The organism is Streptomyces sp. NPDC046870 (genome assembly GCF_040704595.1).
GTDB classification, from domain to species: domain Bacteria; phylum Actinomycetota; class Actinomycetes; order Streptomycetales; family Streptomycetaceae; genus Streptomyces; species Streptomyces argyrophylli.
Genome location: NZ_JBEYXM010000004.1, coordinates 232630 through 258542, shown reverse-complemented (window position 1 = coordinate 258542; position 25913 = coordinate 232630). Strand labels below are relative to the sequence as shown.

General features: G+C 72.1%; 20 protein-coding genes and 1 pseudogene. 8 read left to right on the top strand and 13 right to left on the bottom strand.

Annotated elements, in window-relative coordinates:
- The first annotated feature begins 110 nt into the window (after window positions 1–110).
- Together AB0946_RS12260 and AB0946_RS12255 are read left to right on the top strand one after the other, a co-directional pair.
- Complete coding sequence (locus tag AB0946_RS12260) at window positions 111–2474, top strand: PQQ-binding-like beta-propeller repeat protein (protein WP_366760492.1); 2364 nt, start codon at window positions 111–113, stop codon at window positions 2472–2474.
- 163 nt (window positions 2475–2637) lie between these two features.
- Window positions 2638–3180 (top strand): hypothetical protein, encoded by a 543-nt coding sequence (locus AB0946_RS12255; protein WP_366760491.1) that lies wholly within the window; start codon window positions 2638–2640, stop codon window positions 3178–3180.
- Between the two features lie 576 nt (window positions 3181–3756).
- Here the strand turns inward: AB0946_RS12255 and AB0946_RS12250 are convergent.
- From AB0946_RS12250 to AB0946_RS12240, 3 genes are all read right to left on the bottom strand, one after another.
- A complete protein-coding gene (locus AB0946_RS12250) occupies window positions 3757–4173 on the bottom strand; it encodes a hypothetical protein (protein WP_366760490.1) in 417 nt (138 codons plus the stop codon).
- Window positions 4174–4750: 577 nt separating this feature from the next.
- Window positions 4751–4954 (bottom strand): DUF397 domain-containing protein, encoded by a 204-nt coding sequence (locus AB0946_RS12245; RefSeq protein WP_030642867.1) that lies wholly within the window; start codon window positions 4952–4954, stop codon window positions 4751–4753.
- The gene (locus AB0946_RS12240) at window positions 4935–5786 is read right to left on the bottom strand and encodes a helix-turn-helix transcriptional regulator (RefSeq protein WP_366760489.1); all 852 of its coding nucleotides are present in this window, start codon (window positions 5784–5786) and stop codon (window positions 4935–4937) included. Before AB0946_RS12240 ends, AB0946_RS12245 begins: the two co-directional genes overlap by 20 nt.
- Before the next feature lie 120 nt (window positions 5787–5906).
- Here AB0946_RS12240 and AB0946_RS12235 point away from each other — a divergent pair, with 120 nt between their 5' ends.
- A complete protein-coding gene (locus tag AB0946_RS12235) occupies window positions 5907–6521 on the top strand; it encodes an ATP-binding protein (protein ID WP_366760488.1) in 615 nt (204 codons plus the stop codon).
- A 70-nt stretch (window positions 6522–6591) separates the two neighbouring features.
- On the opposite strand, the gene AB0946_RS12230 is transcribed toward AB0946_RS12235, so the two are convergent.
- The 5 genes from AB0946_RS12230 to AB0946_RS12210 form a co-directional block, all read right to left on the bottom strand.
- Window positions 6592–6747: a hypothetical protein gene (locus tag AB0946_RS12230; RefSeq protein ID WP_366760487.1), complete on the bottom strand. Its 156-nt coding sequence runs from the start codon at window positions 6745–6747 to the stop codon at window positions 6592–6594.
- Window positions 6748–6924: 177 nt separating this feature from the next.
- Window positions 6925–7116 (bottom strand): hypothetical protein, encoded by a 192-nt coding sequence (locus AB0946_RS12225; protein ID WP_366760486.1) that lies wholly within the window; start codon window positions 7114–7116, stop codon window positions 6925–6927.
- Window positions 7117–7329: 213 nt separating this feature from the next.
- Window positions 7330–10293: a BTAD domain-containing putative transcriptional regulator gene (locus AB0946_RS12220; RefSeq protein WP_366760485.1), complete on the bottom strand. Its 2964-nt coding sequence runs from the start codon at window positions 10291–10293 to the stop codon at window positions 7330–7332.
- Between the two features lie 165 nt (window positions 10294–10458).
- The gene (locus AB0946_RS12215) at window positions 10459–10854 is read right to left on the bottom strand and encodes a nitroreductase/quinone reductase family protein (protein WP_366760484.1); all 396 of its coding nucleotides are present in this window, start codon (window positions 10852–10854) and stop codon (window positions 10459–10461) included.
- 89 nt (window positions 10855–10943) lie between these two features.
- A complete protein-coding gene (locus AB0946_RS12210; RefSeq protein ID WP_366760483.1) occupies window positions 10944–12332 on the bottom strand; it encodes a CehA/McbA family metallohydrolase in 1389 nt (462 codons plus the stop codon).
- Window positions 12333–12424: 92 nt separating this feature from the next.
- On the opposite strand from AB0946_RS12210, the gene AB0946_RS12205 reads away from it, so the two are divergent.
- The 3 genes from AB0946_RS12205 (at window position 12425) to AB0946_RS12195 (ending at window position 16559) form a co-directional block, all read left to right on the top strand.
- Entirely contained in the window at window positions 12425–13291 is an 867-nt protein-coding gene (locus tag AB0946_RS12205; RefSeq protein ID WP_366760482.1) for an LLM class F420-dependent oxidoreductase, read from the top strand.
- A gap of 25 nt (window positions 13292–13316) precedes the next feature.
- Window positions 13317–15902 (top strand): bifunctional FO biosynthesis protein CofGH, encoded by a 2586-nt coding sequence (locus tag AB0946_RS12200; RefSeq protein WP_366760481.1) that lies wholly within the window; start codon window positions 13317–13319, stop codon window positions 15900–15902.
- Between the two features lie 84 nt (window positions 15903–15986).
- Window positions 15987–16559, top strand: a complete 573-nt coding sequence (locus AB0946_RS12195) for a hypothetical protein (protein WP_366760480.1) — start codon at window positions 15987–15989, stop codon at window positions 16557–16559.
- On the opposite strand, the gene AB0946_RS12190 is transcribed toward AB0946_RS12195, so the two are convergent.
- A complete protein-coding gene (locus AB0946_RS12190) occupies window positions 16552–17058 on the bottom strand; it encodes a DUF2165 domain-containing protein (RefSeq protein WP_030642847.1) in 507 nt (168 codons plus the stop codon). The genes AB0946_RS12195 and AB0946_RS12190 overlap by 8 nt on opposite strands.
- A 138-nt stretch (window positions 17059–17196) precedes the next feature.
- Between AB0946_RS12190 and AB0946_RS12185 the strand changes: the two genes are divergently transcribed.
- A complete protein-coding gene (locus AB0946_RS12185; protein ID WP_132785321.1) occupies window positions 17197–18312 on the top strand; it encodes an ADP-ribosylglycohydrolase family protein in 1116 nt (371 codons plus the stop codon).
- Between the two features lie 22 nt (window positions 18313–18334).
- On the opposite strand, the gene AB0946_RS12180 is transcribed toward AB0946_RS12185, so the two are convergent.
- From AB0946_RS12180 to AB0946_RS12165, 4 genes and pseudogenes are all read right to left on the bottom strand, one after another.
- The gene (locus tag AB0946_RS12180; RefSeq protein ID WP_366760479.1) at window positions 18335–19894 is read right to left on the bottom strand and encodes a sodium:solute symporter family protein; all 1560 of its coding nucleotides are present in this window, start codon (window positions 19892–19894) and stop codon (window positions 18335–18337) included.
- 127 nt (window positions 19895–20021) lie between these two features.
- Window positions 20022–20111 (bottom strand): annotated as a pseudogene (locus AB0946_RS12175) (short-chain dehydrogenase); the annotation flags it as partial.
- 97 nt (window positions 20112–20208) lie between these two features.
- Window positions 20209–22029, bottom strand: a complete 1821-nt coding sequence (locus AB0946_RS12170; protein WP_366760478.1) for an MFS transporter — start codon at window positions 22027–22029, stop codon at window positions 20209–20211.
- A 245-nt stretch (window positions 22030–22274) separates the two neighbouring features.
- A complete protein-coding gene (locus AB0946_RS12165; protein ID WP_366760477.1) occupies window positions 22275–24770 on the bottom strand; it encodes a D-alanyl-D-alanine carboxypeptidase in 2496 nt (831 codons plus the stop codon).
- Between the two features lie 181 nt (window positions 24771–24951).
- Here AB0946_RS12165 and AB0946_RS12160 point away from each other — a divergent pair, with 181 nt between their 5' ends.
- Window positions 24952–25707: a GPP34 family phosphoprotein gene (locus AB0946_RS12160; protein ID WP_366760476.1), complete on the top strand. Its 756-nt coding sequence runs from the start codon at window positions 24952–24954 to the stop codon at window positions 25705–25707.
- Window positions 25708–25913 lie beyond the last annotated feature (206 nt).

Below are 25913 nucleotides of genomic sequence, written 5' to 3'. Positions count from 1 at the left end.
GCCAGGAAGAATCAGGGTGCGTGCCGCCATGGCGGTGCGGTGGTGAGACGCTGCACTTCGGCCGCGTGCATATGGAGAGTGGCGCGGCTCGTACGGGGAGGTGGCAGGCAGTGGTGGATCAGCTGACACAGCACGATCCGCGGCGGATCGGGCCGTTCGAGGTGCTGGGCCGGCTGGGCGCCGGCGGCATGGGGCTGGTCTATCTCGCGCGCTCGGCGTCCGGCCGGCGCGTGGCGATCAAGACGGTGCGCACCGAGTTGGCCGAGGACCAGCTCTTCCGCGTCCGCTTCACCCGCGAGGTGGAGGCGGCCCGCGCGGTCTCCGGCTTCTACACCGCGGCCGTGGTCGACGCCGACCCGCGCGCCGCCGTGCCCTGGCTGGCCACCGCCTACGTCCCCGCGCCCTCGCTCGAAGAGATAGTGAACGAGTGCGGGCCGCTCCCGGCCCAGGCCGTGCGCTGGCTCGCGGCCGGCGTGGCGGAGGCCCTCCAGTCCATCCACGGCGCCGGGCTGGTCCACCGCGACCTCAAGCCGTCCAACGTGCTCGTGGTCGAGGACGGCCCCCGGGTGATCGACTTCGGTATCGCCTCCGGCGTCTCGAACACCCGTCTGACGATGACGAACGTCGCCGTCGGCACCCCCGCCTACATGTCCCCGGAGCAGGCCAAGGACTCCCGCAGCGTCACCGGCGCCAGCGACGTCTTCTCGCTCGGTTCCATGCTGGTCTTCGCGGCCACCGGCCACCCGCCCTTCCACGGCGCCAACCCGGTCGAGACCGTCTTCATGCTGCTCCGGGAGGGCCCGGACCTCACCGGCCTGCCCGACGAGCTGCGCCCGCTCATCGAGGTCTGCATGCAGATGGAGGCCACCGCCCGCCCCACCCCGGCCGACCTCCAGGCGCAGCTCGCCCCGCACCTCTTCGGCTCCGGCTCCGACGACAGCGGCACCGCCTCCGCCTGGCTGCCGGAGAAGGCGGTCGCCCTCATCGAGGCCCGCCGCGGCGGACGTCCCGCCGCCAAGCCCGCCCCGGCTCCGGCCGGCGGCCCGCGCAGCGGCGGCCGGCAGGCCGTGCCCCCGCCCCCGCCGTACGACCCGCCGGTCCCGGCGCCCGTGAGCGCCGCGGTCTCCGTCCCGGCCGGCGCCCCCGACACCGGCCCGGTCCGGCTGGCCGGCGCCCAGGTGTCCATCGGCCCCGGCCCCCGGGTCGCCGACGCCCGCGCCGCCGCCGTCAAGGCGCCCCCGCCCGAGGCCGGCCTGGTGGCCAGCTGGTCGCGGCCCCGCCCCGGCGTGGCCGGCGCGGACCCCGCCGTACCGCCCGTGCCGCCGCAGCCCCCGGAGACGGCGGCGGGCTGGCGCCCCTGGCGTTTCCGCATGTCCAACGACGTGTGGGGCACCCCCTCCGTCGACGGGGACCTCGTCTACGTCACCTCCTTCGAGGTGCACGCCCTGGACGTGGCCACCGGCCGCCGCCGCTTCAAGACCCGGGACGTCGCCTGGTCCATGGCGGTCGCGGACGGCCGTATCCACGCCTCCGACGGCCCCACCCTGTTCGCCCTGGACGCCCGCGAGGGCACCGACCTGTGGCGGCTGTCCACGGACGCCTGGGTGTACTCCCTCAAGGCCGACCGCGGCACCGTCGTCACCGGCACCCGTGGCGGCGGCGTCCAGGCGTGGGAGGCGACGAGCGGGCGGAAACTGTGGGAGATCACCGGCTGCCAGACCGACTTCGAGTCCCCGGAGGCGGGCGCGGTCGTGCACGACGGCACGGTCTACGTCTGGCAGGACGCCCGGCTGCGCGCCCTGGAGGCCCGCACCGGCGAGGAACGCTGGTCGTACCCCATCGGTGACGCGGCCTCCTGCGGTGGCGTGCCGGTGCGGCTGACCCCGGCCCCCGACGGCTGCGTCTACGTCTCCGCGGGCGCCCGTGTCCTCGCCGTCGAGGCGGTGAGCGGCATGGTCCGCTGGCACTTCGAGGCCCCGGCGGTCTTCCTCAGCCCGCCGGCCTTCGCCCCGGGCCCGGCCGTCACCGGCGGCGGCATCTACCTCGCCGACTACCTCGGCACGGTCTACGCCCTCGACGCCGCCGACGGCCGCGACCGCTGGCGCATCGCCACCGAGGCCCGCTCCTCCGTCGAGCCGGTCCTGGTGGCCGCCGGGCACGTGCACGTCGGCAGCGGCAAGGGCCTGTACACCCTGGACGCGGTCACCGGCACCCCCAAGTGGCGCTTCCAGGCGGGCGGCGACGTCGTGGGCGCGCCCGCGGTGGCGGAGGGCCGCATCCACTTCGGCTCCACCGACCACCTCCTCTACACCCTGAAGGCCGACGACGGACGCCTGCGCTGGAAGCTCGCGACCGGCGGCGAGATCACCGGCTCCCCGGTGGTCAAGGACGGCGTGGTGTACGCGTGCAGCAAGGACCGGTGCGTGTACGCGCTGGACGCGGAGAAGGGCACGGGCACCGCGCGGACCGCGTGAACGGGAGACGGCCGTCGTACCGGTTGCACGGAAGGGCTGGGACGGCGGCCGTCGTCGCGGGGGAGCGGCGTCCTTCCCGCTCTCAGGGCAGACGCTACGCCGGGTGCGCGACGGTTGCCACACAGTGACATGGTCGTGACAGGCATCGCCTAGAGTGCTCGGCATGCATCGACGGGGACACATGCTCAGACTGACGGCGGTATCGGTCCTGGTCGTCCTGGCGCTGACCGGATTCAAGAGTCGCGGCCACGGACACGGCGGCAGTCACGGCAGCGGCGGCGGGTGCAGCAGCTCCAGCCAGGACCACGACACCTCCTCGTCCACGTCGTCGGGCGGCGGCTACGGTTCGGGCACGCACCGCGACTACGACGATGACTACGACGACGACTCCTACGGCGACGGCACCTCCGGCGGCTCCAACCCCTCCGGCCACCAGGACGGCACGGCACGGCTGGTGAGCTGCGCGACCGTGAAGAAGCCCTACGCGACCATCGAGGTCACCAATCCGAACGCCATGAAGAGCAGCTTCGACGTCGAAATCAACTTCGAGGACGCCGACGACATGATGGTCGACGGCACCATCAAGGAGGTCGACGTGCCCGCGAGCGGCACGAAGACCATCCGGGTCCCGGTGACGAACGCGAAGGAGAACGCTGCCGAGGTCGACCACTGCGACCTGGAGCCGGTGGCCTCCTACAACTGGTGAATCTCACCGCGCCCTGAAGTCACCGGCGGGCCACCCTTGACCCGCCCCAGCCCAGCGCGGGTTAGGAGCGTGCGGGCGGCCCCGGGGAAAGTGGGCGCCTACCGGTGCGGGGTCCCTGGGCCGGCTGGGAGGCCAACCGGTGCCATGGGCACGCGCCTGCGCCTCGCCGGCACGCCGTGCGGGTTCGGCGGCTGGTGGCTTGGGGCGGGGGTGACTCTCGTCCGGATGACAAGGGGCCCCATCAGCCCCTCAGGTCACAGGAAACCGGTAACCGGCGAGCTTGGGCCACCCCGGCGATCCTTCCAGCACTCCACGACCGCCCCCGCGCCCGCCCCCCTCGGCACAACCCCGCCAGTCACGGGGCAAGGGCCCACCCGTGCCCCGGCGAAGCCGCCCCCCACCGTTCGCCGCCGACCGCACCCGGCGAGCAGGCGAGGCGCGACCGCGCAGCCCTTCCGACGGTGCGGACACAGTCGACCTCGAGGCCCTTACCACTGGGCCGATCGCTGCGACGCGCAGCGCCCTTGACCCGGCCGTGGAGGCACGACACTGGCCGGGAAACGAGCGGCCCGACAGTCACTCGGAATCGCCGGTGAGAGAAACCAGCGCGGCCCTGACCTCCGCGATCACGTACGCGGGCCGCCGGAAAACGTCCTCGGCGCTGAAGCGGAGGAGGCTGCGGATCTCGGGGCAGCGCAGGAGCTGGTTGTAGCGGGCGATGTCCTGACGGTGGGCTTCACGCGTGCCGTGGTAGGCGTAGCCCTCGATCTCCACCGCGAGTCCGGCCGCCCGGAAGAGGAAGTCGACGACGCGCCGACTGCCGTCCGGACTGCGCAGCTCGGCCTGGCTCTCGGGGTGTAGCCCTGCGTCGTACATGCGCAGGCGGGCGACCGTCTCGGCGGGAGAGCCGGCGAGCGGATCGGTCAGCCGGAGCCAGTCCAGGGCCCGGACCGACCCCCGCGAGCCCCTCCCCAGCGCGCGGGCGATCTCCACCTGGCGAACCAGGGGAGCGCGTCGGACTCGCCCGACCCTGCGGTACGCCAGGGCCGAGTCCACGGCGACGATCGCAGAGTCACGTGGGCCGCGGCGAAGGAGATCGGCACAGGTGCGGGTCGGGGTGGTGAGTCGTAGCCCCCGCCTTTCCACCACGTCGCCTCCGCCGAGTGGCATCCGGTGCACACGCACGCCTTTGCCCAGGCGGTGCACGCCGAGCTGCGGATCGATGAAGTCCAGCGGCGCCCTGCGGCCACCGCCGAGCAACTCGATCCTCCAGAGGGCAGCCGCGGAACCGTGGCTCACGACGAACCTCGGTACGCCGAGCTGGACGGCCCGGAGGTGGGTGAACAGGTCCGGCTCGCATCCCGGCTCGGCCCAGGCACCGTGTCGGAGCTGCGTCCAGCCCTCCGCCCGTAGCGCGCGCGACAGGCTACGCCTGGGCCAACCGGCCTTCACGGCACGGGAGGTGAGGAGGACGCCTCTGTCCGCCAGCGCCCTCAATTCCGTTCGTACCACACAAGCAAGATCGCAGAATCCGTTACCTGCCGCTTGCCCTGTGGATAACCGAGCGGGTTCAGCCCTTCAGGGAGTCCAGGAAGGCGCTCCAGGCGAGGGGACGGAAGAGGAGTACGGGTCCGTCCTGGGGCTTCTTGGAGTCGCGGACGGGGACGAGGCCGGGGTGTGCGTCGGCCACTTCGACGCACTCGCCGCCGCTGCCGTTGCTGTAGCTGCTCTTGCGCCACACGGCGGTGCTCAGGTCAGTCCCGGTGCTTGCCATCTCGATAGTCCTCCGCCGCTCGTTCGACCATGGCCAGGGACGCCTCTGGCGGTAGTGCCGCGGCCCTGAGCAGATCGTACGACCTGCGGTAGTCCTTCACGAGCGCCGGATAGTCGATGAGTTGGCCGTTGTGGAGCCCTTCGGTGTAGGCCACCGGTGGGGCGTCCGGGAAGGTCATCACCCTCATCATGCCCATCATGAACGGGTGGGCGTACGCGGTTTCCGGGAGGATCTGCAGAACGCCCTGCGTGGAGCGGATGACCTGAGCGATGTGCTCCAACTGCTCCGCCATCTCCGTCGAGGGCAGCAGGGGCTTGCGGACGAGGGACTCGTGCAGCACCGCCCAGAACGACGGCCGCTCCTCCCGGTCCCAGATCTTCGCGCGCTCCAGCCGGGCCCGGACCTGCTTGTCGACGGTCGCGGGCGGCAGCCAGGGCAGCGACGTGTGGACGACGGCTTCCGCGTAGGCCTGCGTCTGCAGCAGTCCCGGTACGAGCATGGGCGCCCATTCCTCGATCGTCTCCGCATGCTGCTCCATCTCCGCCACATCCGCGAAGTACTCCGCGTGCCCCGACTGCCGGGCCCGGCGGGCGTCTTCACATCGCCGCTCGAAAAAGCCGTCCGTCCCCAGCACCTTGTCGACGTGCCGGGCCAGATCCACCGGCATCCGCCGCTCTCCCCGCTCGATCTGGCTCAGGAACGGCACGCCTCGGAAGCTTCCCTCCGCCAACTGCTCCAAGGTGAGCCCCGCCAGCTCACGCTGATAACGCAACTCGGCGCCGTAGAAGGAGGGGACGTTCGCCGAGGCGTCCGGGTCTTTGCGTGGGGGCATGACTCGTCACCGCCGTTTGCCAGATGTGCTTGCGCAGCCGAAACCTCTTCAAAAGGTACCGGCGTGGGCATCAGTCTGTGACTGCTTCATCACAGTCCGCACAGGAAGGTCCGCGCAAACGTGTCGCCCTCGAATCCCCCCTCCGCCCGGCGCGTCGACTCCGTCTACGACACCACCCTCTGCGTGGACGACCTGCGCGAGGCGCTGTCCGCACGCGGCATCACCCTGCCCTCGCTGCGGGTGGACCTGCCGAGCTTCGCGGGCACGTACCAGCCCCCGGCCGGCCTGGTCGCGCTCGGCAACTGCAACGCGGCGACGGCACGCGAACTGGCGCGGGCGCTGCGGGGTGAGGAACGCGCGCCGAACCGGCCGCCGCTGGACGTCGAGGTGGTCGCCGTACCGAAGGCACTGCAAGGGCTGCGCCGTACCGTTCGCCGTTACCTGGACGCGCCCTGCGCCGACGTCCAGCTCTGCGTCACCGAACTCGTTGGGAACGTCATCCGGCATGTGGGGGAGGGGGCCTGTGTCCGCGTACGGGTGGCCCGGACGGGCGATGGACGCATCCGCATCGAGGTCACCGACCCGGAGCCGAAAGCCGTGCCGGTGCTCCTGCCTGCCGGAGACGACGACGAGGCGGGCCGCGGTCTCGCCCTGATCGACGCGGTGACCCTCCGGTGGGGTGTGGAGCAGGGGGTGGAGAAGACCGTGTGGTGCGAGCTGGCGGAGGGGGACTGACCGGCCCGCCCGGCGCACACGCCGAGGGGCCGAGCTTCCGCCCGGCCCCTCGGAGAGATGTGCTGCCGTGTTACGGCATTTGGTTGTCCTGCGGGGTGACGACCGTGGTCTGGCCGGTCTCCGGGCTCACGGGCGAGTGATTGTCCGCCAGCGCAGGGCTCGCAGCAGCGGCGGTGGCGCCGAGGATCAGGGCGGCGGTGGCCACGATCTTCTTGGTGAGCGTCATAGCGTCCTCCCGTTGGTGAACTGGCATCGGTGGGTCCGACGTTAACTCTGAGGCGGGTGTTGTTCGATTGATTCGAACAATTCCCGCCGCGGAACGGCTGGATCTTGCCCGGACACGCCTCGGCCGCGGCGGCTCCCCCTCCGCGCCGCCGCGGCCGGTCCCCGTCGGGGTGGTGGCTTACTTGTTGCCGTCCAGGTTCAGGGCCGGCGGGGCGGGCATGGCGTTGTTGAGAGTGGTGATCGTCTCGTCAGCGGCGGGCTCGCTGGGCATGGCGTTGTTGAGCGTGGTGATCGGCTCACCCGTGGCCGGCGGCGCGGGCATCGCGTTGTTCTGCGGAGTGGCGGTTGCGTCCTTGTTCTGCTCGCTCATGGGCCTGGTCCCTCTGCTTGATGACGACTGAGGAACGCCCGTCCGGAGGCTCCCCCGTTGGCTACCGGACGGGCGTTCGGAGCCGCACATTAGCTGGTTCGGCTCCTGGTCAAACCGTCTGCCCCCCGACGCGACGGTCTGATGGCTAAGACAATGCCGGGTAGCGATAAACAAACGCTGAACGCGCGCGTCCTTCGACGGCGGAAGTGCTGGTCACCTGTCGCACGGGGCAGTGAGGAGCGGGCGTACGTCCTCGGCCTCCGGCGCGCCGTGCTGCTCGTAGAGGTTGAGCGCCTCGTGCCAACAGGCTCTGGCCCGGTCCGCCTGTCCCAGCGCGCCGAGCGCCCGCCCGAGGAGCGTCAGCACGTTCCCTCGCATCCGGTCACCGCCGATGCAGCCCAGACTCAGGGCTACTTCAGCGTGTTGGGCTGCCTGTGTGGGGTTGTGCGTGGCGAGGTGCACCTGAGCGATCCGGAAGTTGGTCACCCCCTCCCACAGCCGTTGCCGGTGATCATTGAAGATGCGCTGGGCCTCGGAGAACTCCTGGAGCGCTTCGGCATGGCGGTCGGCCTGGTTCAGGGCGACCCCCAGGGCGAAGTGGCTGTTGGCCAGGCGCACGGACCGGCCGATCTCGCTGTGTGCCGCGAGGCCGCGCTGCGCGATTTCCACGGCTTTGGCGGTGTCGCCCATGCCCAGGTAGGCACGCGAGAGGTTGCCGAGAACGGTGGCTTCGAAGGGCCGGTTTCCCGCGGCTCTCAGGCCTTCGAGGGCCTGGTCGAAGAAGACCTTGCCATCTGCGAATCGTCCCTGGTGCAGGCAGATGAGTCCCCGATTGTTCGCCACCCAGCTGACGGTGGTGGCGTCCGCTACGCCGGCCGCGAGCTCCATGGCGATGCGAGCCTCTTCGTCCGACTGCTGGATACGGCCGGAGACCAGGAGCACATCGCTGAGGACCGTACGCGCCCTGCCTTCTGCACGGGCGTCACCCATGAGGCGGGTAGCCTCGCAGGTGGCCCTCGCCGTCATCTCGTACTGGTAGGAGCTGGCTCCCGATTCGGTCAGGTCCTTGGCCGCCCACAGCAGATCGACCGCGCGTCGCAATCTCTGCGTTCCCGCGGCCTGGCGTACGCAGGCCAGCAGCGATCCTGCCTCCGTGTACAGCCAGTCGAGGGCCGCCTCCCCTTCGGTGAAGTGCAGCCCCGGGTACCGCGTGGGTTCCAGGTTGTCGATGAGTTGGTCCCCGGGCTGCTCCATCGCATACACCCGAGCCGCCGTGGCCAGATAAAAGTCCAGCACCCGCGACATGGCCGCCTCCCGCTCCCGCGGCGGCAACTCGTCCCTCTCCGCGCAGGCTCGCGCGTACAGGCGGACCAGGTCGTGGAAGCGGTAGCGCCCGGGTGCCGCCGATTCCAGCAACGACGTGTCCACCAGGGACTCCAGGAGGTCCTCCGTGTCCTCCGGGGGGAGGTCCAGGACCGCTGCCGCCGCGGCGAGGGAGATGTCCGGGCCGTCGGCCAGGCCCAGCAGGCGGAAGGCCCTCGCCTGGGCCGGTTCCAGTTGGCCGTAGCCGAGTTCGAAGGTCGCCTTGACCGCGAGGTCGCCGGCCTGGAGTTCGTCCAGGCGGCGGCGTTCGTCCGCCAGCTTGGCCGCCAGGACGGAGACCGTCCAGGTGCGGCGGGCCGCCAGGCGGGACGCCGCGATGCGGATCGCCAGCGGGAGGAAGCCGCACGCCGCGACCACGTCCAGCGCGGCCTCGCGTTCCGCCGCCACCCGTTCCTCGCCCACGATCTTCGTGAAGAGGGCCAGCGCCTCGTCGGGGGACATGACGTCCAGGTCGACGAGGTGGGCGCCGGCGAGGTCGAGCATGCGGACGCGGGACGTGACCAACGCCGCGCAGCCTTCCGTCCCCGGCAGCAGCGGCCTCACCTGCGCCGCGTCCTTCGCGTTGTCCAGCAGCACCAGGACCCGGCGGCCGTCCAGGACGGAGCGGTACAGCGCCGAGCGTTCCTCCAGGGAGTCGGGGATCGCGGTGTCGGGCGTGCCCAGGGCCCGCAGGAAGGAGCCCAGCACCGTCTCCGGTTCCGCCGAGCGGGGGCCCGCGCCCTGGAGGTCCACGTACAGCTGGCCGTCGGGGAAGGCCGGGCGGGCCCGGTGGGCCACGTGGACCGCGAGGGTCGTCTTGCCCACGCCGCCGATGCCGGCCAGGGCCGAGACCGCCATCACCCGGCCCTCCGCCTCCGATGCGGAGGACAGGACGTCCGTCAGTTCCGACACGAAGGAGGAGCGGCCGGTGAAGTCGGGGACGGAGGCGGGCAGCTGGGCCGGGCGGACCGGGGCCGCCGTCGGCTCGGTCACGGGGGCGGACGGCTCCGCGAGGGCCGGGTCCGCCTGGAGGATGCGCTGCTGGAGTTCGCTGAGGCCCGGGCGGGGGTCGACGCCGAGTTCCTCGGAGAGCAGGCGGCGGGTGTCGGCGTAGACCGCGAGGGCCTCCGCCTGGCGGCCGCTGCGGTACAGCGCCAGCATCAGCAGTTCGCGCAGACGCTCCCGGAGCGGGTGGGCCGCCGTCAGCGCCGTCAGTTCCGAGACCGCCTCCGCGTGGCAGCCCTGTTCCAGGTCGAGGTCCAGGCGGGTCTCCAGCAGGCCGAGCCGCCACTCCTCCAGGCGGGCCCGCTGGGCCTCGGCGTACGGGCCGGGGACGCCGGCCAGGACTTCGCCGTCCCAGAGAGACAGGGCCTGGTTCAGCAGTGACCGGGCCCGGCCGAGGTCGCCCGTGCCCCGCGCCTTCTCCGCCTCCGCCGCCAGGTCCTGTGCGACCGCGAGGTCCAGGGCGCCCTCGCGCAGGCCCCGGATCGCGTACCCGCCGGACTCGCTGATCAGGACGCCGGGGCTCAGCACCTTGCGCAGCCGGGAGGCGTACGTGCGGACCGCCGCCAGCGCCTGGGACGGCGGTTCGGCCCCCCACAGCGCGTCGATCAGCTCCGCCGCCGTGGCCGTACGGCCCTCGCGCAGCAGCAGGGCGGCCAGCAGGGCGCGTTGCTGGGGGGAGCCCGTGCTGAGCGCCTCCTCGCCGTGCCAGGCCCGCACCGGACCGAGCACGCCGAAGCGCAGCGGGCCGGGCTCCGCGACGGGCGCGGAGCCGGCACGCCGCTGCTCGGGTACTCGCGGCCCACCGTCCATGCGTTCGTCCCCCTCGGCATCACGAACAACCCCGTCAGTTTGCCTTGTTCCGGGCGGTTGCGTCAGCCGTGGGAGACGCCGATCACAGCGGGCCGCACCTGGGTGCACAGAGCCCTCACAACCTCTCCGCATGCCGACGGGCCGGCACCGGGAGCCAACGGACGGTCAGTCGGCCAGGTCCACCCGTACGGTCAGCAGGTCCGTGCCGAACGCCCGTACGGCCGTGCTGTTGAGACGGGGCAGGGTGCGCAGCCGGGCCACCGGGTCGTCGTCGGGGAGCAGGTGGGCGGTGCCGTGGTGCCAGCGGCCGGCGATACGGACCCGGACCCGGGGGTCGGCCTGGATGTTGCGCACGTACTGCGACTTCAGGCCGAACTCGGAGACCAGCCAGAAGGAGTCGCCGACCCGGCGCCCGCCGACCGGGGTCCGCCGGGGCAGGCCGGACGTCCGGCCGGTGGTCTCCAGCAGGGTCTGGAACGGCAGGCGCCGGTTGAGCGGGTTGGCGACGTACCGCTGGAGGCGGGTCACGACGCGGTGCTTGCGGTCTGCGCGGCCTGACACGGTTCCGGCTCCCCTGCTCTCTTACGGCGCGAGGGTGCCAGCCTCCACCGGGCCACCGCTGATCGCAACGGGGCAGGGACCGGCACGCCTCAGTGTCCCAGGAAGACCGGGTTGGTGAGCGCGGCCATCGCTCCCGGTACCGGGCCGAACGCCGTCTCATGGCGCAGCTCGGCCCGCACGTAGGCCGCGCGGTCCGGGGTCGTGCGCCACTCCAGGGTGCCCGTGCCGGACACCGGCAGCGGCCCGCCGGTGCACAGCACGCCCTGGTCGGTGACGAACCGCACCGAGCAGCGCGGCGCCCCGGACACCTCCAGTCGCACGGTCACCGGTGTGTCGTGCCCGACCGCCAGCCGCTCCCCGGTCCCGGCCCGTTCACCTCCCTCGGCCGTCACGGAGAACGCCAGCGAGACGTGCCGCGACTCGGCCACGTACGACCGCCCCGCCCGCAGCCCCTCCTGGATCGCCTGCCGGGTCAGGCCGTCGGCGAGGACGACCGTCTGGGGCAGTCCGACGACGTCCGGGGCGCGGTGGGCGTCGCTGTTGCCCATCGCCGGCAGCCACGCCCGCCCGCCCCGTGCCGACGCCACCAGCCCCGCGTCCCAGGCCGCCAGCGCCAGTTCGTCGTCGGGTGTCCAGGGCCCGTTCCACACCTCGACGGCGTCCGCGTGGGCGAACCCGAACTTCCAGCCGCAGCCCACGCAGTCGGCGTACGGATGGGCCGGGACGACGAGACCGCCGGCCCGCCGGATCTCCCGTGCGAAGTGCGCCCAGTGGCCGTCCCGGGCCCGGTAGCGCCAGTCGACGAAGGTGCCCGGCTCGGTGCCGATCGCCAGCACGTGCCCGTTCCGGGTGGTGACCTCCTCGCCGAGCAGCACCAGAAGGTCGTCGCCGGCCGCGTCGGCCCAGTGGGCGTGCGAGGCGTGCGTGTTGTGGTCGGAGCTGTTGACGAAGTCCAGCCCGGCCGCGCGGGCCAGGTCCGCGATCCCGGCCGGGGTGCGGCGCCCGTCGGAGTGCCAGGAGTGCAGGTGGCAGTCGCCCCGGTACCAGTCCCGGCCCCGCCCCCGGACCCGGTCCGGCGGGTACACCGCCTCGGGCGCCTCCCCGGCCGCCCCTTCCGTCAGCGTGACGGTCACCTCGTACGACAGCCCCTGCGGCGCCACGGTGTACGGCCCGAGCGCGAGGTACCAGGTCCCGGGTGTCAGCGGTCCCGGGAGATACCCCGGCGTGGCCTCGTCGGCCCGTACGAAGAACTCGCTCCGCGCACCCCCCGACCACCCCCGGAACCCCCGCCCGCCCAGCTCGGTTCCGCGCGTGTCGAACAGCCCGATGTCGAGGGCGTTGCCGGGGGTGCCGGGCGGGACGGGAGGTGTGCCGTAGGTGTAGGAGACCGTCAACTCGCGGGTTCCGGGCGGCACGTCGAACGGCAGGTACACATAGTCCGGCGAACCCGGTGCCAAGGTGCCGCGCAAGGTCGTCACGAGACCCACGGTAACGACGAACGGCCCACGGTGACCACGAACGGCCCGCGCGCGCCCCATGACGAGCGACCGACCAGTCGGTACGATGCCCCATGCGCATCTCCGTCACGATCTTCCTCACCGACGAGACCATCACCCCCGTCCGGCTGGCGCAGGAGCTGGAAGCGCGCGGCTTCTCCGGCCTCTACCTCCCGGAACACACCCACATCCCGGTCGACCGCACCACCCCGTACCCCGCCGGCGGCGACCTCCCCCGCGAGTACGGCCGCACCCTCGACCCCTTCGTCGCCCTGGCCCAGGCCGCTGCCGTGACCCGGCGGCTGGCGCTCGGTACCGGCATCACGCTCGTCGCCCAGCACGACCCCATCGACCTCGCCAAGCAGATCGCCTCGCTCGACCACCTGTCCGGCGGCCGTTTCACCCTCGGCCTCGGCTACGGCTGGAACGTGGAGGAGGCCGCCGACCACGGCGTGACCTGGCGGACCCGCCGGGAACTCGTCCGGGACCGGATGGCGCTGATGCGCGCGCTGTGGAGCGAGGAGCCGACCGCGTACGAGGGGGAGTTCGGCGCCGTCCGGGCCAGCTTCGCCCACCCCAAGCCCGTGCAGAAGCCGCGCGGCCCGGTCGTCGGCCCCCGCACGCTCGTCGGCGGGGCCGCCGGACCCAGGCTGTTCGCGCACATCGCCGAGTACGCCGACGGCTGGCTGCCGATCGGCGGGCGCGGGCTCTCCGAGTCGCTGCCTGTGCTGCGCTCGGTGTGGGCGGACGCGGGCCGCGACCCGGACGCCCTCCAGGTCGTCCCGTACGCCGTCCGGCCCACCCCCGGCAAACTCGCCCACTACGCCGAACTGGGCATCGAGGAGGTCGTGGTGCAGTTGCCGCCGGCCCGGGAGGCGGAGGTGCTGCGGGCGCTCGACGCGTACGGCTCCCTCCTACCGGACAGTGCCCCGCAACAGTGATCAAACGCGAACGTATGCTCAAGGAATGACGACTTCCGCGACCTCCGGAACCGGCCCCACCGAGAACTCCATGCGTCGCGCCCTCAAACGCGCCCGGGACGGCGTCGCCCTCGACGTCGCCGAGGCGGCGGTGCTGCTCCAGGCGCGGGGCGAGGACCTCACCGCCCTCGCCGCCTCCGCCGCCCGGGTGCGGGACGCGGGCCTGGAGGCGGCGGGCAGGCCCGGCGTCATCACGTACTCGAAGAGCGTCTTCATCCCCCTCACCCGGCTGTGCCGGGACAAGTGCCACTACTGCACGTTCGTCACCGTGCCCGGCAAGCTCCGCCGCGCCGGGCACGGCATGTTCATGTCCCCCGACGAGGTGCTGGACATCGCCCGCAAGGGTGCCGCGCTCGGCTGCAAGGAAGCCCTGATCACCCTCGGCGACAAGCCGGAGGACCGCTGGCCCGAAGCGCGCGAGTGGCTCGACGCGCACGGCTACGACGACACCATCGCCTACGTCCGCGCCATCTCCATCCGCATCCTGGAGGAGACGGGACTGCTTCCCCACCTCAACCCGGGCGTGCTGACGTGGACCGACTTCCAGCGGCTGAAGCCCGTCGCGCCCAGCATGGGCATGATGCTGGAGACCACCGCGACCCGCCTGTGGTCCGAGCCGGGCGGCCCGCACCACGGCTCACCGGACAAGGAACCGGCCGTCCGCCTCCGTGTCCTGGAGGACGCCGGCCGCTCCTCCGTCCCCTTCACCTCCGGCCTGCTCATCGGCATCGGCGAGACCTACGAGGAGCGCGCGGAGTCCCTGTTCGCGCTCCGGAAGGTCTCCCGCGCCTACCACGGCATCCAGGAACTGATCATCCAGAACTTCCGCGCCAAGCCGGACACGGCCATGCGCGGCATGCCGGACGCCGAACTGGACGACCTGGTCGCCACGGTGGCCGTCGCCCGGCACATCATGGGCCCGTCGGCCTGCCTCCAGGCCCCGCCGAACCTGGTCGACGCCGAGTACGAGCGGCTGATCGGCGCCGGCATCGACGACTGGGGCGGGGTCTCCCCGCTGACCATCGACCACGTCAACCCCGAACGCCCCTGGCCGCAGATCGAGGAACTCACCGAGCGCTCCCGCGCCGCCGGCTTCGAACTGCGCGAACGCCTCTGCGTCTACCCGGAGTTCGTCCGCCGCGGCGAACCCTGGCTGGACCCGCGGCTGCGCCCGCACGTGTCCGCCCTCGCCGACCCCGAGACGGGCCTCGCCCTGCCGGACGCGCCGGTCACGGGCCGGCCCTGGCAGGAGCCGGAGGAGGTCTTCACCGCCACCGGCCGCACCGACCTGCACTCCTCCATCGACACCGAGGGGCGTACCGGCGACCGGCGCGCCGACTTCGACGAGGTGTACGGCGACTGGGAGGCCCTGCGGGAGGCGGCCGCCCCCGGCATGGCCCCGGAACGCATCGACGCCGACGTCCGCGAGGCGCTGCGCACGGCGGCCGACGACCCCACCCGGCTGACCGACGCCGAGGCCCTCGCCCTGCTGCACGCGGACGGACCGGCACTGGACGCGCTGTGCCGGATCGCGGACGACGTGCGCAGGTCGGCGGTCGGTGACGACGTCACCTACATCGTCACCCGCAACATCAACTTCACCAACGTCTGCTACACCGGCTGCCGGTTCTGCGCCTTCGCGCAGCGCCGCACGGACGCGGACGCGTACACGCTGTCGCTGGAGCAGGTCGCCGACCGCGCCCAGCAGGCGTGGGAGGTGGGCGCGGTCGAGGTGTGCATGCAGGGTGGCATCCACCCGGACCTTCCGGGCACCGCGTACTTCGACATCGCGAAGGCGGTGAAGGAGCGCGTCCCGGGCATGCACGTGCACGCCTTCTCCCCGATGGAGGTGGTCAACGGCGCGACCCGGACGGGCCTGTCCATCCGCGAATGGCTCTCGGCCGCCAAGGAGGCGGGCCTGGACTCCATCCCGGGCACGGCGGCGGAGATCCTGGACGACGAGGTCCGCTGGGTGCTGACCAAGGGCAAGCTGCCCACGGCCACCTGGATCGAGGTGGTCCGCACCGCGCACGAGCTGGGCATCCGCTCGTCGTCCACGATGATGTACGGGCACGTGGACCAGCCCCGGCACTGGCTCGGCCACCTGCGCACGCTGGCCGGGATCCAGCGCGAGACCGGCGGCTTCACGGAGTTCGTCACGCTCCCGTTCATCCACACCAACGCGCCGGTGTACCTGGCCGGCATCGCCCGCCCCGGCCCGACGCTGCGGGACAACCGGGCGGTGACGGCGATGGCCCGTCTCCTGTTGCACCCCTGGATCCCCAACATCCAGACAAGCTGGGTCAAACTGGGCACCGAGGGGGCGGCGGAGATGCTCCGCTCCGGCGCGAACGACCTCGGCGGGACGCTGATGGAGGAGACGATCTCCCGCATGGCGGGCTCCTCCTACGGCTCGTACAAGTCCGTCCGCGACCTGGTCGCGGTGGCGGAGGCGGCCGGCCGGCCGGCGAAGCCGCGCACCACCCTCTACGGCGAGGTGCCGGAGGAGCGCCGGCGGGCGGCCGAGGCGTCCGACGGCCACCTGCCGGAGCTGCTCCCGGTCCTGGACTGAGCGGCCTCCCGGCCGATCCCCCTCCGCGGACTGAGTACGATGATCGGACCCCTGTGCTGAGAAGGGGGACCCGTAGCGGAGGAGATGCGTCCCGTGGCTGCCCGACTGCCCTCGTGGGCCTGGGTCACCGGTCTGACGGCGGGGGCGACCGCGGCCGTCGTCGCCCTCGCCGTGCAGGCGGACCACGGGCCGCATCCCACGGCCGCCGTGACCAGGCCCAGCGCGTCGGCGACGGCGAGCCCCCACGCGACGCTGACACCGAGGGAGCCGTCGGCCCCCGCCCTGCCGGACGAGTCGGGCGAGGGCCGCCGGATCGTGTACTCGCTCGGTGAGAAGCGGGTCTGGCTGGTCGACGCGACCGGCAAGGCGTCCCGCACGTTCACGGTGTGGCCGGGCACGGTGAGCCCGCAGCCCGGCCGCTACTCGATCACCCTGCGCACCCAGTCCATCAAGGGCTCGGACGGCGTGCAGATCGAGCACATCATGTACTTCACCAAGGTCTCCGGCGTGAACATCGCCTTCTCCAACGCCCTCGACGGCTCCTCGCCGCCGCCCGCGAACGGCCAGAAGCTGGGCGGCATCCGCCTCCACAAGGAGGACGGGGCCGCCCTGTGGGCCTTCGGCGACCAGGGCACCCGGGTCGCGGTGGTCAAGTAGCGTCCCGGCCGCCCGAGGGCAGCTGGTTGACGATCAGCGCGACGCCGCTGAGCAGGAACACGCGGGTCGCCGCGTCCAGGCCGTTCCACGTCTTCGACTGCCACATCGCGAACCACTCACCGCCGATCGCGATGAACCCGGCGCCGAACAGCAGCAGGAGCATCAGCAGACCGTAGGTGGACCAGCGCCGGGCGAGGGCGTCCCTGCGCCGCGCCCACAGGTACGTCCCCCAGACCAGCAGCAGGGCCGCCACGGTCTCCCACACGATGACGAGGACGTACGCGGTGTCCTGAAGTGCCGTACTGGTGACGGCCCGCCACATCAGATCGTCGTCCTTGAACGTCGTGTCCATCGCCAGTACGTGCCGCACGAACTGCTGGTTGGTCCCGAAGTCGGTGATGTTCCCGAGCGCGACCAGGGCGATGTAGAGGGCGAGTATGCCGGTGAGCACACCGGCGGCGAGTCTGAGGCCGGTGTGGTGGGTGGGGGTGGTGGTCATGGCTGGATTCTTCCCGGTGGCCGCCCCGGTCCGCCGTACGCATTGCGCCAGAATCCGGCCGGGCGGCACTCAACGGACCGTTCCCGGTCGATTACAGTGCTGGGCGTCGTACAGGCGGACGGTGCCAGGGGAGGTCTGGTGGGGGCGACAGCCGGTGCCGTCTGGGGGCGTGCCGAACAGCAGGACTTCCGGAGCCGGGTGCGGGGCACGCTGCTCGGGGCCGCGGTGGGCGACGCGCTGGGCGGGCCCGCCGACCCCCTGTCCCTCGCGGAGATCCGGGCGGCCTACGGCGGTGAGGGGCTGCTGGACCTGGCCTTCGGGCACGGGCGGCGCGGCACGGTCACCCACCACACCCAGCTCACCCTGTTCACCGTGGACGGGCTGATACGCGCCCAGGTGCGCCGCGACACCGGCGCCTGGCACCCGCCGACCGATCTGCACCGGGCCTATCTGCGCTGGGCGGCCACCCAGCGGGACTGGGGGCCCGACGAGCGCCGCAAGGACGACGGCTGGCTGGCCCGCGAGGAGTGGCTGTACGCCCGCCGGGACCCCACCCGCGCGCTGCTGATCGGGTTCGGCGACGACACCATGGGCACGCTGGAGTCCCCGAAGAACCCGGGGGAGCTGGGCCCGGAGGCGGTCGCCCGCTCGGCGCCCTTCGGCCTGCTCGTCGGCTGGGAACCCCAACTGGTCGTCCAGCTGGCCGTGGAGTGCGCGGCCCAGACCCACGGCCACCCCATCGCCTACCTGTCGGCGGGCGCGTACGCCGTGATCGTGCACGCGCTCGCCCGTGGCGACAGCCTGGACGGTGCCGTGCAGCGGGCCCTCGCCCTGCTCGCCGTCCGCCCCGGTCACCAGCCGGTCTCCGACGCCCTCCAGCACGCCCTCGGGGCGGTGCGGCAGGGCATGCCGACCCCGGCCCGGGTCGAGGAACTGGCCGGCGACGGCACGGCGGACGGGCTGCTGGCCGCCTCCGTGTACTGCGCGCTGGTGGGGGAGGACGTACGGCACGGGCTGTGCCTGGCGGTGAACCAGAGCGGCCCCTCCGCCGCCGCGGGCGCCCTCACCGGCGGCCTCCTCGGCGCCCTGCACGGCGAGACGGCCCTCCCGCCGGCCTGGCTGGCCGAGCTGGAGGGCCGCCCCACGATCCTGGAACTGGCCGACGACTTCGCGATGGAGATGACCCAGGGCCCGGCGCTGCACGGTCCGGCCGGTTCGTCTCCGGGGTGGCTGGCCCGGTACCCGCGGGCGTGAGCGCGGTTTCGGACGGCGGACCCTACGGCGCTCCGACCACGTCGTCGCCCGCCGTGGCCGGCACCGGTACCGCCGCCACCGCGTCGCCGTCCGTGTTGATCTTCTCGATGACGGCCAGCCGGGCCGGGGTGTCCTCCGGCTTGAGGTAGCCGATGAGGATGTAGAGGACCAGGGAGACCGCGAGCGGGATCGAGACCTGGTACTGGAGCGGGACGCCGCCGTCGACGTTCCAGTTGATGGGGTAGTTGACCAGCCAGAAGGCCAGCAGGCCCGTCGCCCAGCTGGTGAGCGCCGCCGTCGGGCCGGAGCGGCGGAACGCGCGGAGCAGGCCGAGCATCATCGGGATCGCGATCGGGCCCATCAGACCGGCCACCCACTTGATGACGACGGTGATGATGTCCTTGAGGGTGGGGGAGTTGACCTGGGTCGCGACCGCCATGGACAGGCCGAGGAAGACGACCGTCGTGACGCGGGCCGCGATCAGTCCCGACCGCTCGCCCCAGCCCCGTGCCCTGGCCGACAGCACCGGCGCCACGTCCCGGGTGAAGACGGCGGCGATGGCGTTGGCGTCGGAGGAGCACATCGCCATGGTGTGGGAGAAGAACCCGACGATGACGAGGCCCAGCAGACCGTGCGGCAGCAGTTGTTCGGTCATCAGGGCGTAGGAGTCGGAGCCGTCCGGCTTCTGCGCGTGGACCAGCAGCGGGGACATCCACATCGGGAAGAAGAGCACCACCGGCCAGACCAGCCACAGCACCGCCGACAGCCGGGCCGAGCGCTCGGCCTCGTGGGCGCTGCCGGTGGCCATGTAGCGCTGGGCCTGGTTGAGCATGCCGCCGTTGTACTCGAAGAGCTTGATGAAGAGGAACGCCAGGAGGAACACCGTGCCGTAGGGGCCGACCAGGGGCTTGCCGTGGCCGTGCAGGGCCGGCTCGTCCCAGGCGCCGAAGAAGCCGATGTGCTTGTCGTTCAGCTTCAGCACGACCGCCACGAACATCGCGATACCGGCGAGCAACTGGATGACGAACTGGCCGAGTTCGGTCAGCGCGTCCGCCCACAGGCCGCCGATCGTGCAGTACACCGCGGTGATCGCGCCGGTGATGAGGATGCCCTGGTTCAGCGAGATGCCGGTGAAGACGGACAGCAGGGTGGCGATGGCCGCCCACTTGGCGCCCACGTCCACGATCTTCAGCAGCATGCCGGACCAGGCGAGTGCCTGCTGCGTGTGCAGGTTGTAGCGGTTCTTCAGGTACTCCAGCGGGGAGGCCACATGGAGCCGGGAACGCAGTCGGTTGATGCGGGGCGCGAACAGCTTCGACCCGATGGCGATGCCGAGCGCGATGGGGAAGGACCAGGTGATGAAGGAGGTGACGCCGTAGGTGTAGGCGATGCCCGCGTATCCGGTGAACATCACGGCGCTGTAGCCCGACATGTGGTGCGAGATGCCGGAGAGCCACCAGGGCATCTTGCCCCCGGCCGTGAAGAAGTCGGAAACGTTGTCCACGCGCTTGTGCGACCAGACGCCGATCGCGACCATCACACCGAAGTAGCCGATGAGCACGGCCCAGTCGAGACTGTTCATGTGCCCGATCGTGGGTCCGCTCACATGAACACGACAAGCAAGCGTAAGGTCAAGTGAGAGTAAAATTGTTCGTCTTGCTGATCTAAGTTCATCAGTGTGAACGCCCCAGGGTCTGCCGGGAGTTGGGTCACCGCGTCGGTTCGCCCGCGTTGACCAGCGATGACTGTCCCGTGATCACCCGCACCCGGCAGGAGGCGAGGAAGATCGCCCCGTCCGCCGCCGGGGTTCCCGGCCCGGGCCGGGCGGAGCTGGTGACGGCGTTCATCCCGACGGTGCCGGGCACGGACACGTACGCCGGCCGGCTCCGCCGACCGTCAGGGCTTCCTGAGTTCGTCCGGGCACGGCGTGCCGCGGGGCAGCTGGTACGGCGCGGCCAGCCGGTACGTGCCCGGCCTGGGCGCGACCAGCGTGGTCCACTTGTCCCCGTCGACGTCCTCCGGCGTGGCCATCAGGCACGCCTTGGCCTTCTCGTAGGGCTGGCTCTTGCCGTGCTCGTCGACGATGCTCAGCCACGGCGAGTACGGGATCCGGATCAGGATCCGCCCGGCCTTGCCGACCCGCAGGGTCATCTCGCCCTGCTCGGCCCGGTCCACCACCGCGTTCGGCTCGGCCAGCGGCGCCGGGTCGGTCACCTTGAACAGCTGCCAGTTGGCGTCGCCCCAGACCTGCTTCAGGTACGGCATCCCGCGCCGCAGCAGCTGCCGCTCGCGTTCGCCGCCGTCACCGTCGGGGTTGTCCTTGGGCAGCACCACGTAGTGCACGGCCCACCGCTGGAGCCACTCGTGGTAGTTCGCCGAGTTGAGCGTGTCGTCGTAGAAGAGCGGGTTGCGCTCCATGTCGGCCTGCCGGTTCCAGCCGCGGGCCAGGTTGACGTACGGCGCGAGCGCGGAGGCCTCGCGGTGCGAGCGGGCCGGGACCACCTCGACCCGGCCCTTCTCGGCGCCGGCCTTCTGCAGCTCGTTGACCAGGGGGGCGAGTTCCCGCGCCCAGGAGGCGGCCGGGGTGGTGTGGAGGATGTCGTCCACCGACTTGAAGCCGATCCAGCCGGCGAAGCCGAGGAAGGCCAGTACGGTCACGTACCACTTGCGGGACTTCGGTACGGTGTACGGCAGGGCCGCGATCAGCGTCGCGCCCGCGAACAGCATCGGCAGCCGCGAGATGTTGGACCCGATCTGCGAGCTGATCAGCCACACCAGGACGACGGCGACGCTGTAGACGGCGGCCGTCAGCCGGACCGTCACCCACTCCTTGGGCACCAGGAACAGGCACAGCAGGCCGTACGACAGCGGCATGATCACCGAGCCGAACCCCATCGGCTGGGTGCCGGAGAACGGGAACAGCCAGGCAGACACCGCGACCACCGCCGCCGGCGCGATCCCCAGCGCCCACGCGCCCGGCCGCCGCTTCTGCAGGAACAGGGCGACCGCGACCAGGCCCACGAACAGCCCCGCGACCGGCGAGGCCATCGTGGCGAGCGCCGCCAGCGGGGCGGCGACCAGGGCCTTCGCCCAGCGTTTGAACCGCCACCGGTACGGCCAGCAGAACACCGCCGCGACCGAGCCGAGCGCGAACACCGTGCCGAGCCCGAAGGTGACCCGGCCGGAGATCGCGTTGCACAGGAACGCGAAGACCCCGGCGAGCGAGGCCCACAGCGGGTTCCTCACCGCCCGGCTGCGGATCAGCACCATCGTCAGCAGACCGGCCGAGAGGGTCCCGGCGATCATCATCGTCGTCCGCACGCCGAGGACCGACATCAGATACGGCGACACCACGCTGTACGACACCGGGTGCATACCGCCGTACCAGGCGAGGTTGTACGCCGAGTCCGGGTGCCGGCCGACGAACTCCGCCCACGCGTCCTGCGCGGCGAGATCGCCGCCGCTGTTCGCGAACGTGAAGAACCAGATGATGTGCAGCACGCCCGAGAGCGCCGTCATCGACAGCGCGGGGTGCCGGAGCAGCCGCTGCCGCAGCGGTTCCAGGGCGGCGAGCAGACGGGCGCGCGCGCCGGGGCGCACCCCGGCGCCGGGCTCGGCCGCGCGCCGGTCCGGTTCAGTCGCGGACCGGCGTATTCGCGGGCCGGATCCCGGGCCCGGATCCGCGTCGTCGGCGTGTGTCGGCTCCGCTGTGGCCACCTGAAGGCACTCCCCGTGTCCCGTCTTCCGTTCTCGGCCGCTTCCCTCGGAGTACCCGGCCGCGTTCCGTCCAGTTCGCGGCCCTGTCCCGGGACCGGCGACCTGCCCCGTTTCGTGACGCTAGCACGCACCCCGCCACGGGGCTCCCGGGTGGGGGCTCCATGACGGGGTGCGCGGGGGACGGGGACGGGGCGCGCGGGGGTCCGGGCGCGGGACGGGCCGGGGCCGTACGGCCCGTCCGCCGGTCAGCCCAGCCGGGTCAGTCTGGCGCCGATGCCGGGCTCGGCCAGGTCCTTCCGCAGGGCCACCGGGACCTTCACCGCACCGGCCGAACCGTCACCCACGGTGAGCGTCCCGACCCGGGTGCCGGCCTTCGCGGTGTGCGGGACGGTGCCGGACGCGAAGGACAGCTTCACCTTCATCCCGGCCCAGCCGGCCGCCGTGACGTCCTTCGTCACCACGACCGGGGTACGGCCGCCGAGCCGGTCGTCCACGTACCCGACGACGTCCCCCTTCTTCACGATCTTCGCCGAGGTCAGCGCGGACTGGGCGGCGAGCAGCGCCGTCTTGCTGACCGCATTGACCGTCTGGAGGATCTCCCGCTTGTGCTGGCCGAGTATCGCGCCGACGATCGTCACCGTCTGTCCGCCGACCTGCTTGCGGGAGGCGAACAGCAGGTTGCCGCCGGCCGCGGTGGTGCTGCCGGTCTTGATGCCGATCGCGCCGATGCGGTACGGCAGCTCGTTGTAGTTGGGCCAGAACTTCCCGGACGGGTCCGTCCAGCTGGCCGCGCTGCTGATCGCGACCAGCGCCGGGACCTTCACGAACGCGCGGCCCAGCTTCACCTGGTCCTCGGCCGTGGAGACGGTGGTCTCCTTCAGCCCCGAGGGGTCGGTGTACGTCGTGCGGGTCATCCCCAGTTCCTTCGCGGTGGCGTTCATCTTCTTCACGAACGCCGCCTCCGAACCCGCGTCCCAGCGCGCGAGCAGCCGGGCGATGTTGTTGGCGGAGGGGATCAGGACGGCCGACAGGGCCTGCTTCTCGGTGAGGGTCTCACCGGCCTTGACGGTGTCGAGCGTCGACTCGCCGGCCTTGTTGTAGCCGCCCTCCTTCTCCGCCCTCGGGTCGACCTTGATCTTCGGGCCCTCCTGGCCCGGCTTCAGCGGGTGGTCCTTGAGGATGATGTACGCCGTCATGGTCTTGGCGACCGAGCCGATGGCCACGGGGGTCTGCTTGCCGAAGTGCCCCATCGTGCCGACGCCGTCCACGTCCATCCAGCCCTGGCCCTCGCCGGGCCAGGGCAGCTGCGTGCGGTCGCCGGCGAAGGTGTAGCTGTCCTTGCCGGTGAGCGCGAGGGTGGGCGCCGGCAGCGGGCGCACGGCCTGTACGACCGCGAAGATGATCGCCAGGAGCAGGACCAGGGGGGTCCAGATCTTGATCCGGCGCACGAGCGTGCGGACCGGGGTCTCCGGGGGCGGGGGCGTGTTCGTCAGCTCCGCCAGCAGGTCCAGCGGGGGCTTGGGCGGGAGCGGCTGCTGGGTGGTGCGCTCGGGACCGACCTGGGGGACGGGGGTGGTGGCGTCCGGCGCCTTGGCCTGGGTGGCCGGCTTGCGCAGGTCGTCCTTCAGCGCGACGAACTTGCTGGTGCGTTCGGGGTCGGACTCGGGGGTCCTGGGCTTGGCTTCCGGCTTGTCCTCGGGCTTGGCTTCCGGCTTGCCCTGCGGCTTGCCGCCGAGCTTGAGCATGGTCGTCGGCTGGTCGACGGGGGGAGTCCCGGGGCGGACGGCCTTGAAGACGGTGGTGGGCTGGTCGACACCGGTGTCCTTGGCGGCGGGGTCCGTGCGGGGCCCGTCGTCGTCCGCCGCCTCGGCTTCGCCTTCGGCGTCCTCGTTCCCACCCGCACCACTCGTGCGGCTCTCGTCGGCTGCGGGTGGCCCCTGCGGGGCGTCCTCGCCGTCGGCGGCCTCCGGCCCGTCCCCGTCCGCAGCCGCCTCGGCCACGCCTTCGCCGCTCGCCTTGTCCTCCGCGCCGGTTGCGGCCGCCGCCTCGTCCTCGGTGGCCGTCTTGGCGTCCGCCGCGGTGTCCGCGTCCGCGTCAGCGACCACGTCGGTGTTCACGTCCGCGTCAGCGACCACGTCGGTGTTCACGTCCGCGTCCGCCTCGCCCTTCGCGTCCGCGTCAGTTGCGGCCTTCGCGTCCGCGCCAGTCTCGGCCTTCGCGTCAGTCGCGCCCTCCGCGTCCGCGTCCGCGTCCGCGTCGGTGTCGGCGTCCTCGTCCCCGGCCGGCTCGGTGTCGGCGGTGTCCTTCGTCTCCGGCTTCGTGCGGGTGTCGGACGGGGTGTCAGCCCCGGCCTTCGAGGCGGTCTCCGCGTCCGCGTCCGCGTCCCCGTCCGCGCCGGACGGCCCCCCGGGCCCGGCCTCCGTCTTCGGGGCCTTCTCGGCGGTGTCGTCGGCGTTCGCGGGTGTCTCCTGGCTCGGCTCCCGTACCCAGGACGACACCGCCGCCTGGAGGGCGGGGTCCTCGGGGTCGGCCGACTGCTCCCGCGCGGCCGGGGTTTCGGGTCGTACCGTCAGGACTTTCGTCGCCGTGTCGCCGCCCGAGGACTTCCGTTCGCGGGACACCGCGAGACGCGGATCACGCGCCTCGGGAACCGAACCCGCACTCCCCGACGTCGGTTCCGCCGACGACTCGCGCTGCTTCGACCTGTCGGGGGACTCGCCCGCCACCGATGCCTCCTCCATGCGCCGCACGCCTGGGCGTGCGCCCTGTCCGAACCATGTACCAGTGTCCTGTGTGAGGGCTTGGCCCCTGCGGTAGACGAGAACGACATACCTACCGGTTCCCTCACGAACCGGCCACGCGCTCTCGACAGACCAATGTGAGAGGGGTCACCCTGTCATTCATCCACGCGGGGAGGCATGGATGGGCAGGAGCCGCAGAACACTTCCGGAGGAGCTTCTGTTGCTCGCACTGGACCCGGCCACGGGTACCACTGCGCAGCCGCAGTCGCTCGACCTCGGTCTGGCCGGTGCACAGCTAGTGGAGCTGGCGCTGGCCGGACGGATAGCCCCAGACGGGGATCGTATCGCCGTGGTGGTGCCACGGCCGACAGGAGATCCGACTCTGGACTGCGCGTTGGAGTTGCTGCGAAGGCGTGGCGCTCCCGTGCGTGCCGTCCACTGGATCGGAGGGCCCCGGCTGGGGCTCAGGCAGATCTACCTCTCGCATCTGGAGCGGTGCGGCATGGTCGCCGCCGTGCCGGGTCAGATGTGCGGGGTGCTGCCGACGACGCGTTACCAGGCGACGGACACCGCCATCAGCCGGGAGATCCGTTCCCGGCTGGATTCCGCGATCCGCACCGGCGTGCCGCCGGACCCGCGGACCGCGGCGCTCGCCGCCCTGGCGCACGCCGTCGGGCTCGGCAAGCACCTCTACCCGGGGAACGAGGGCCGCTCGTCCCGGTCACGGTTGCGGGATCTGATCCGGCACGACCCCATGGGCGGGCTCGTCGCCCACGCCGTCATGGACGTGCAGAACGGCGCGGTCGCACAGCCGCGCCGCGGTCAGGCCCCGGCCGGCCGGCAGCCCGCGCCCGGCGCCAGGTCCGCGCCGGAACCCGCGCGCGGGGTACCGATGCAGCCGCGTCGCGGGTCCATGGCGCGCGCCGTGGCCCACTGAGCCCTAACCCCGGTCCCCACAGACCCGGTTCGGGAGCCGCAGGTCCGAGCGGGGCGGTGAGATCTCTGGTCTCGCCGCCCCGCTCGACCGCGTCCCCGGCCGCATATCCACGGTTTCCCAGCGGTAGAAAGCACCGTGGTGGCAGTCTGCTCAACAGCAGATACGCAAAGTGTTAAGCAACAGGCAGGCAGCCGGAGGTGCGCGTC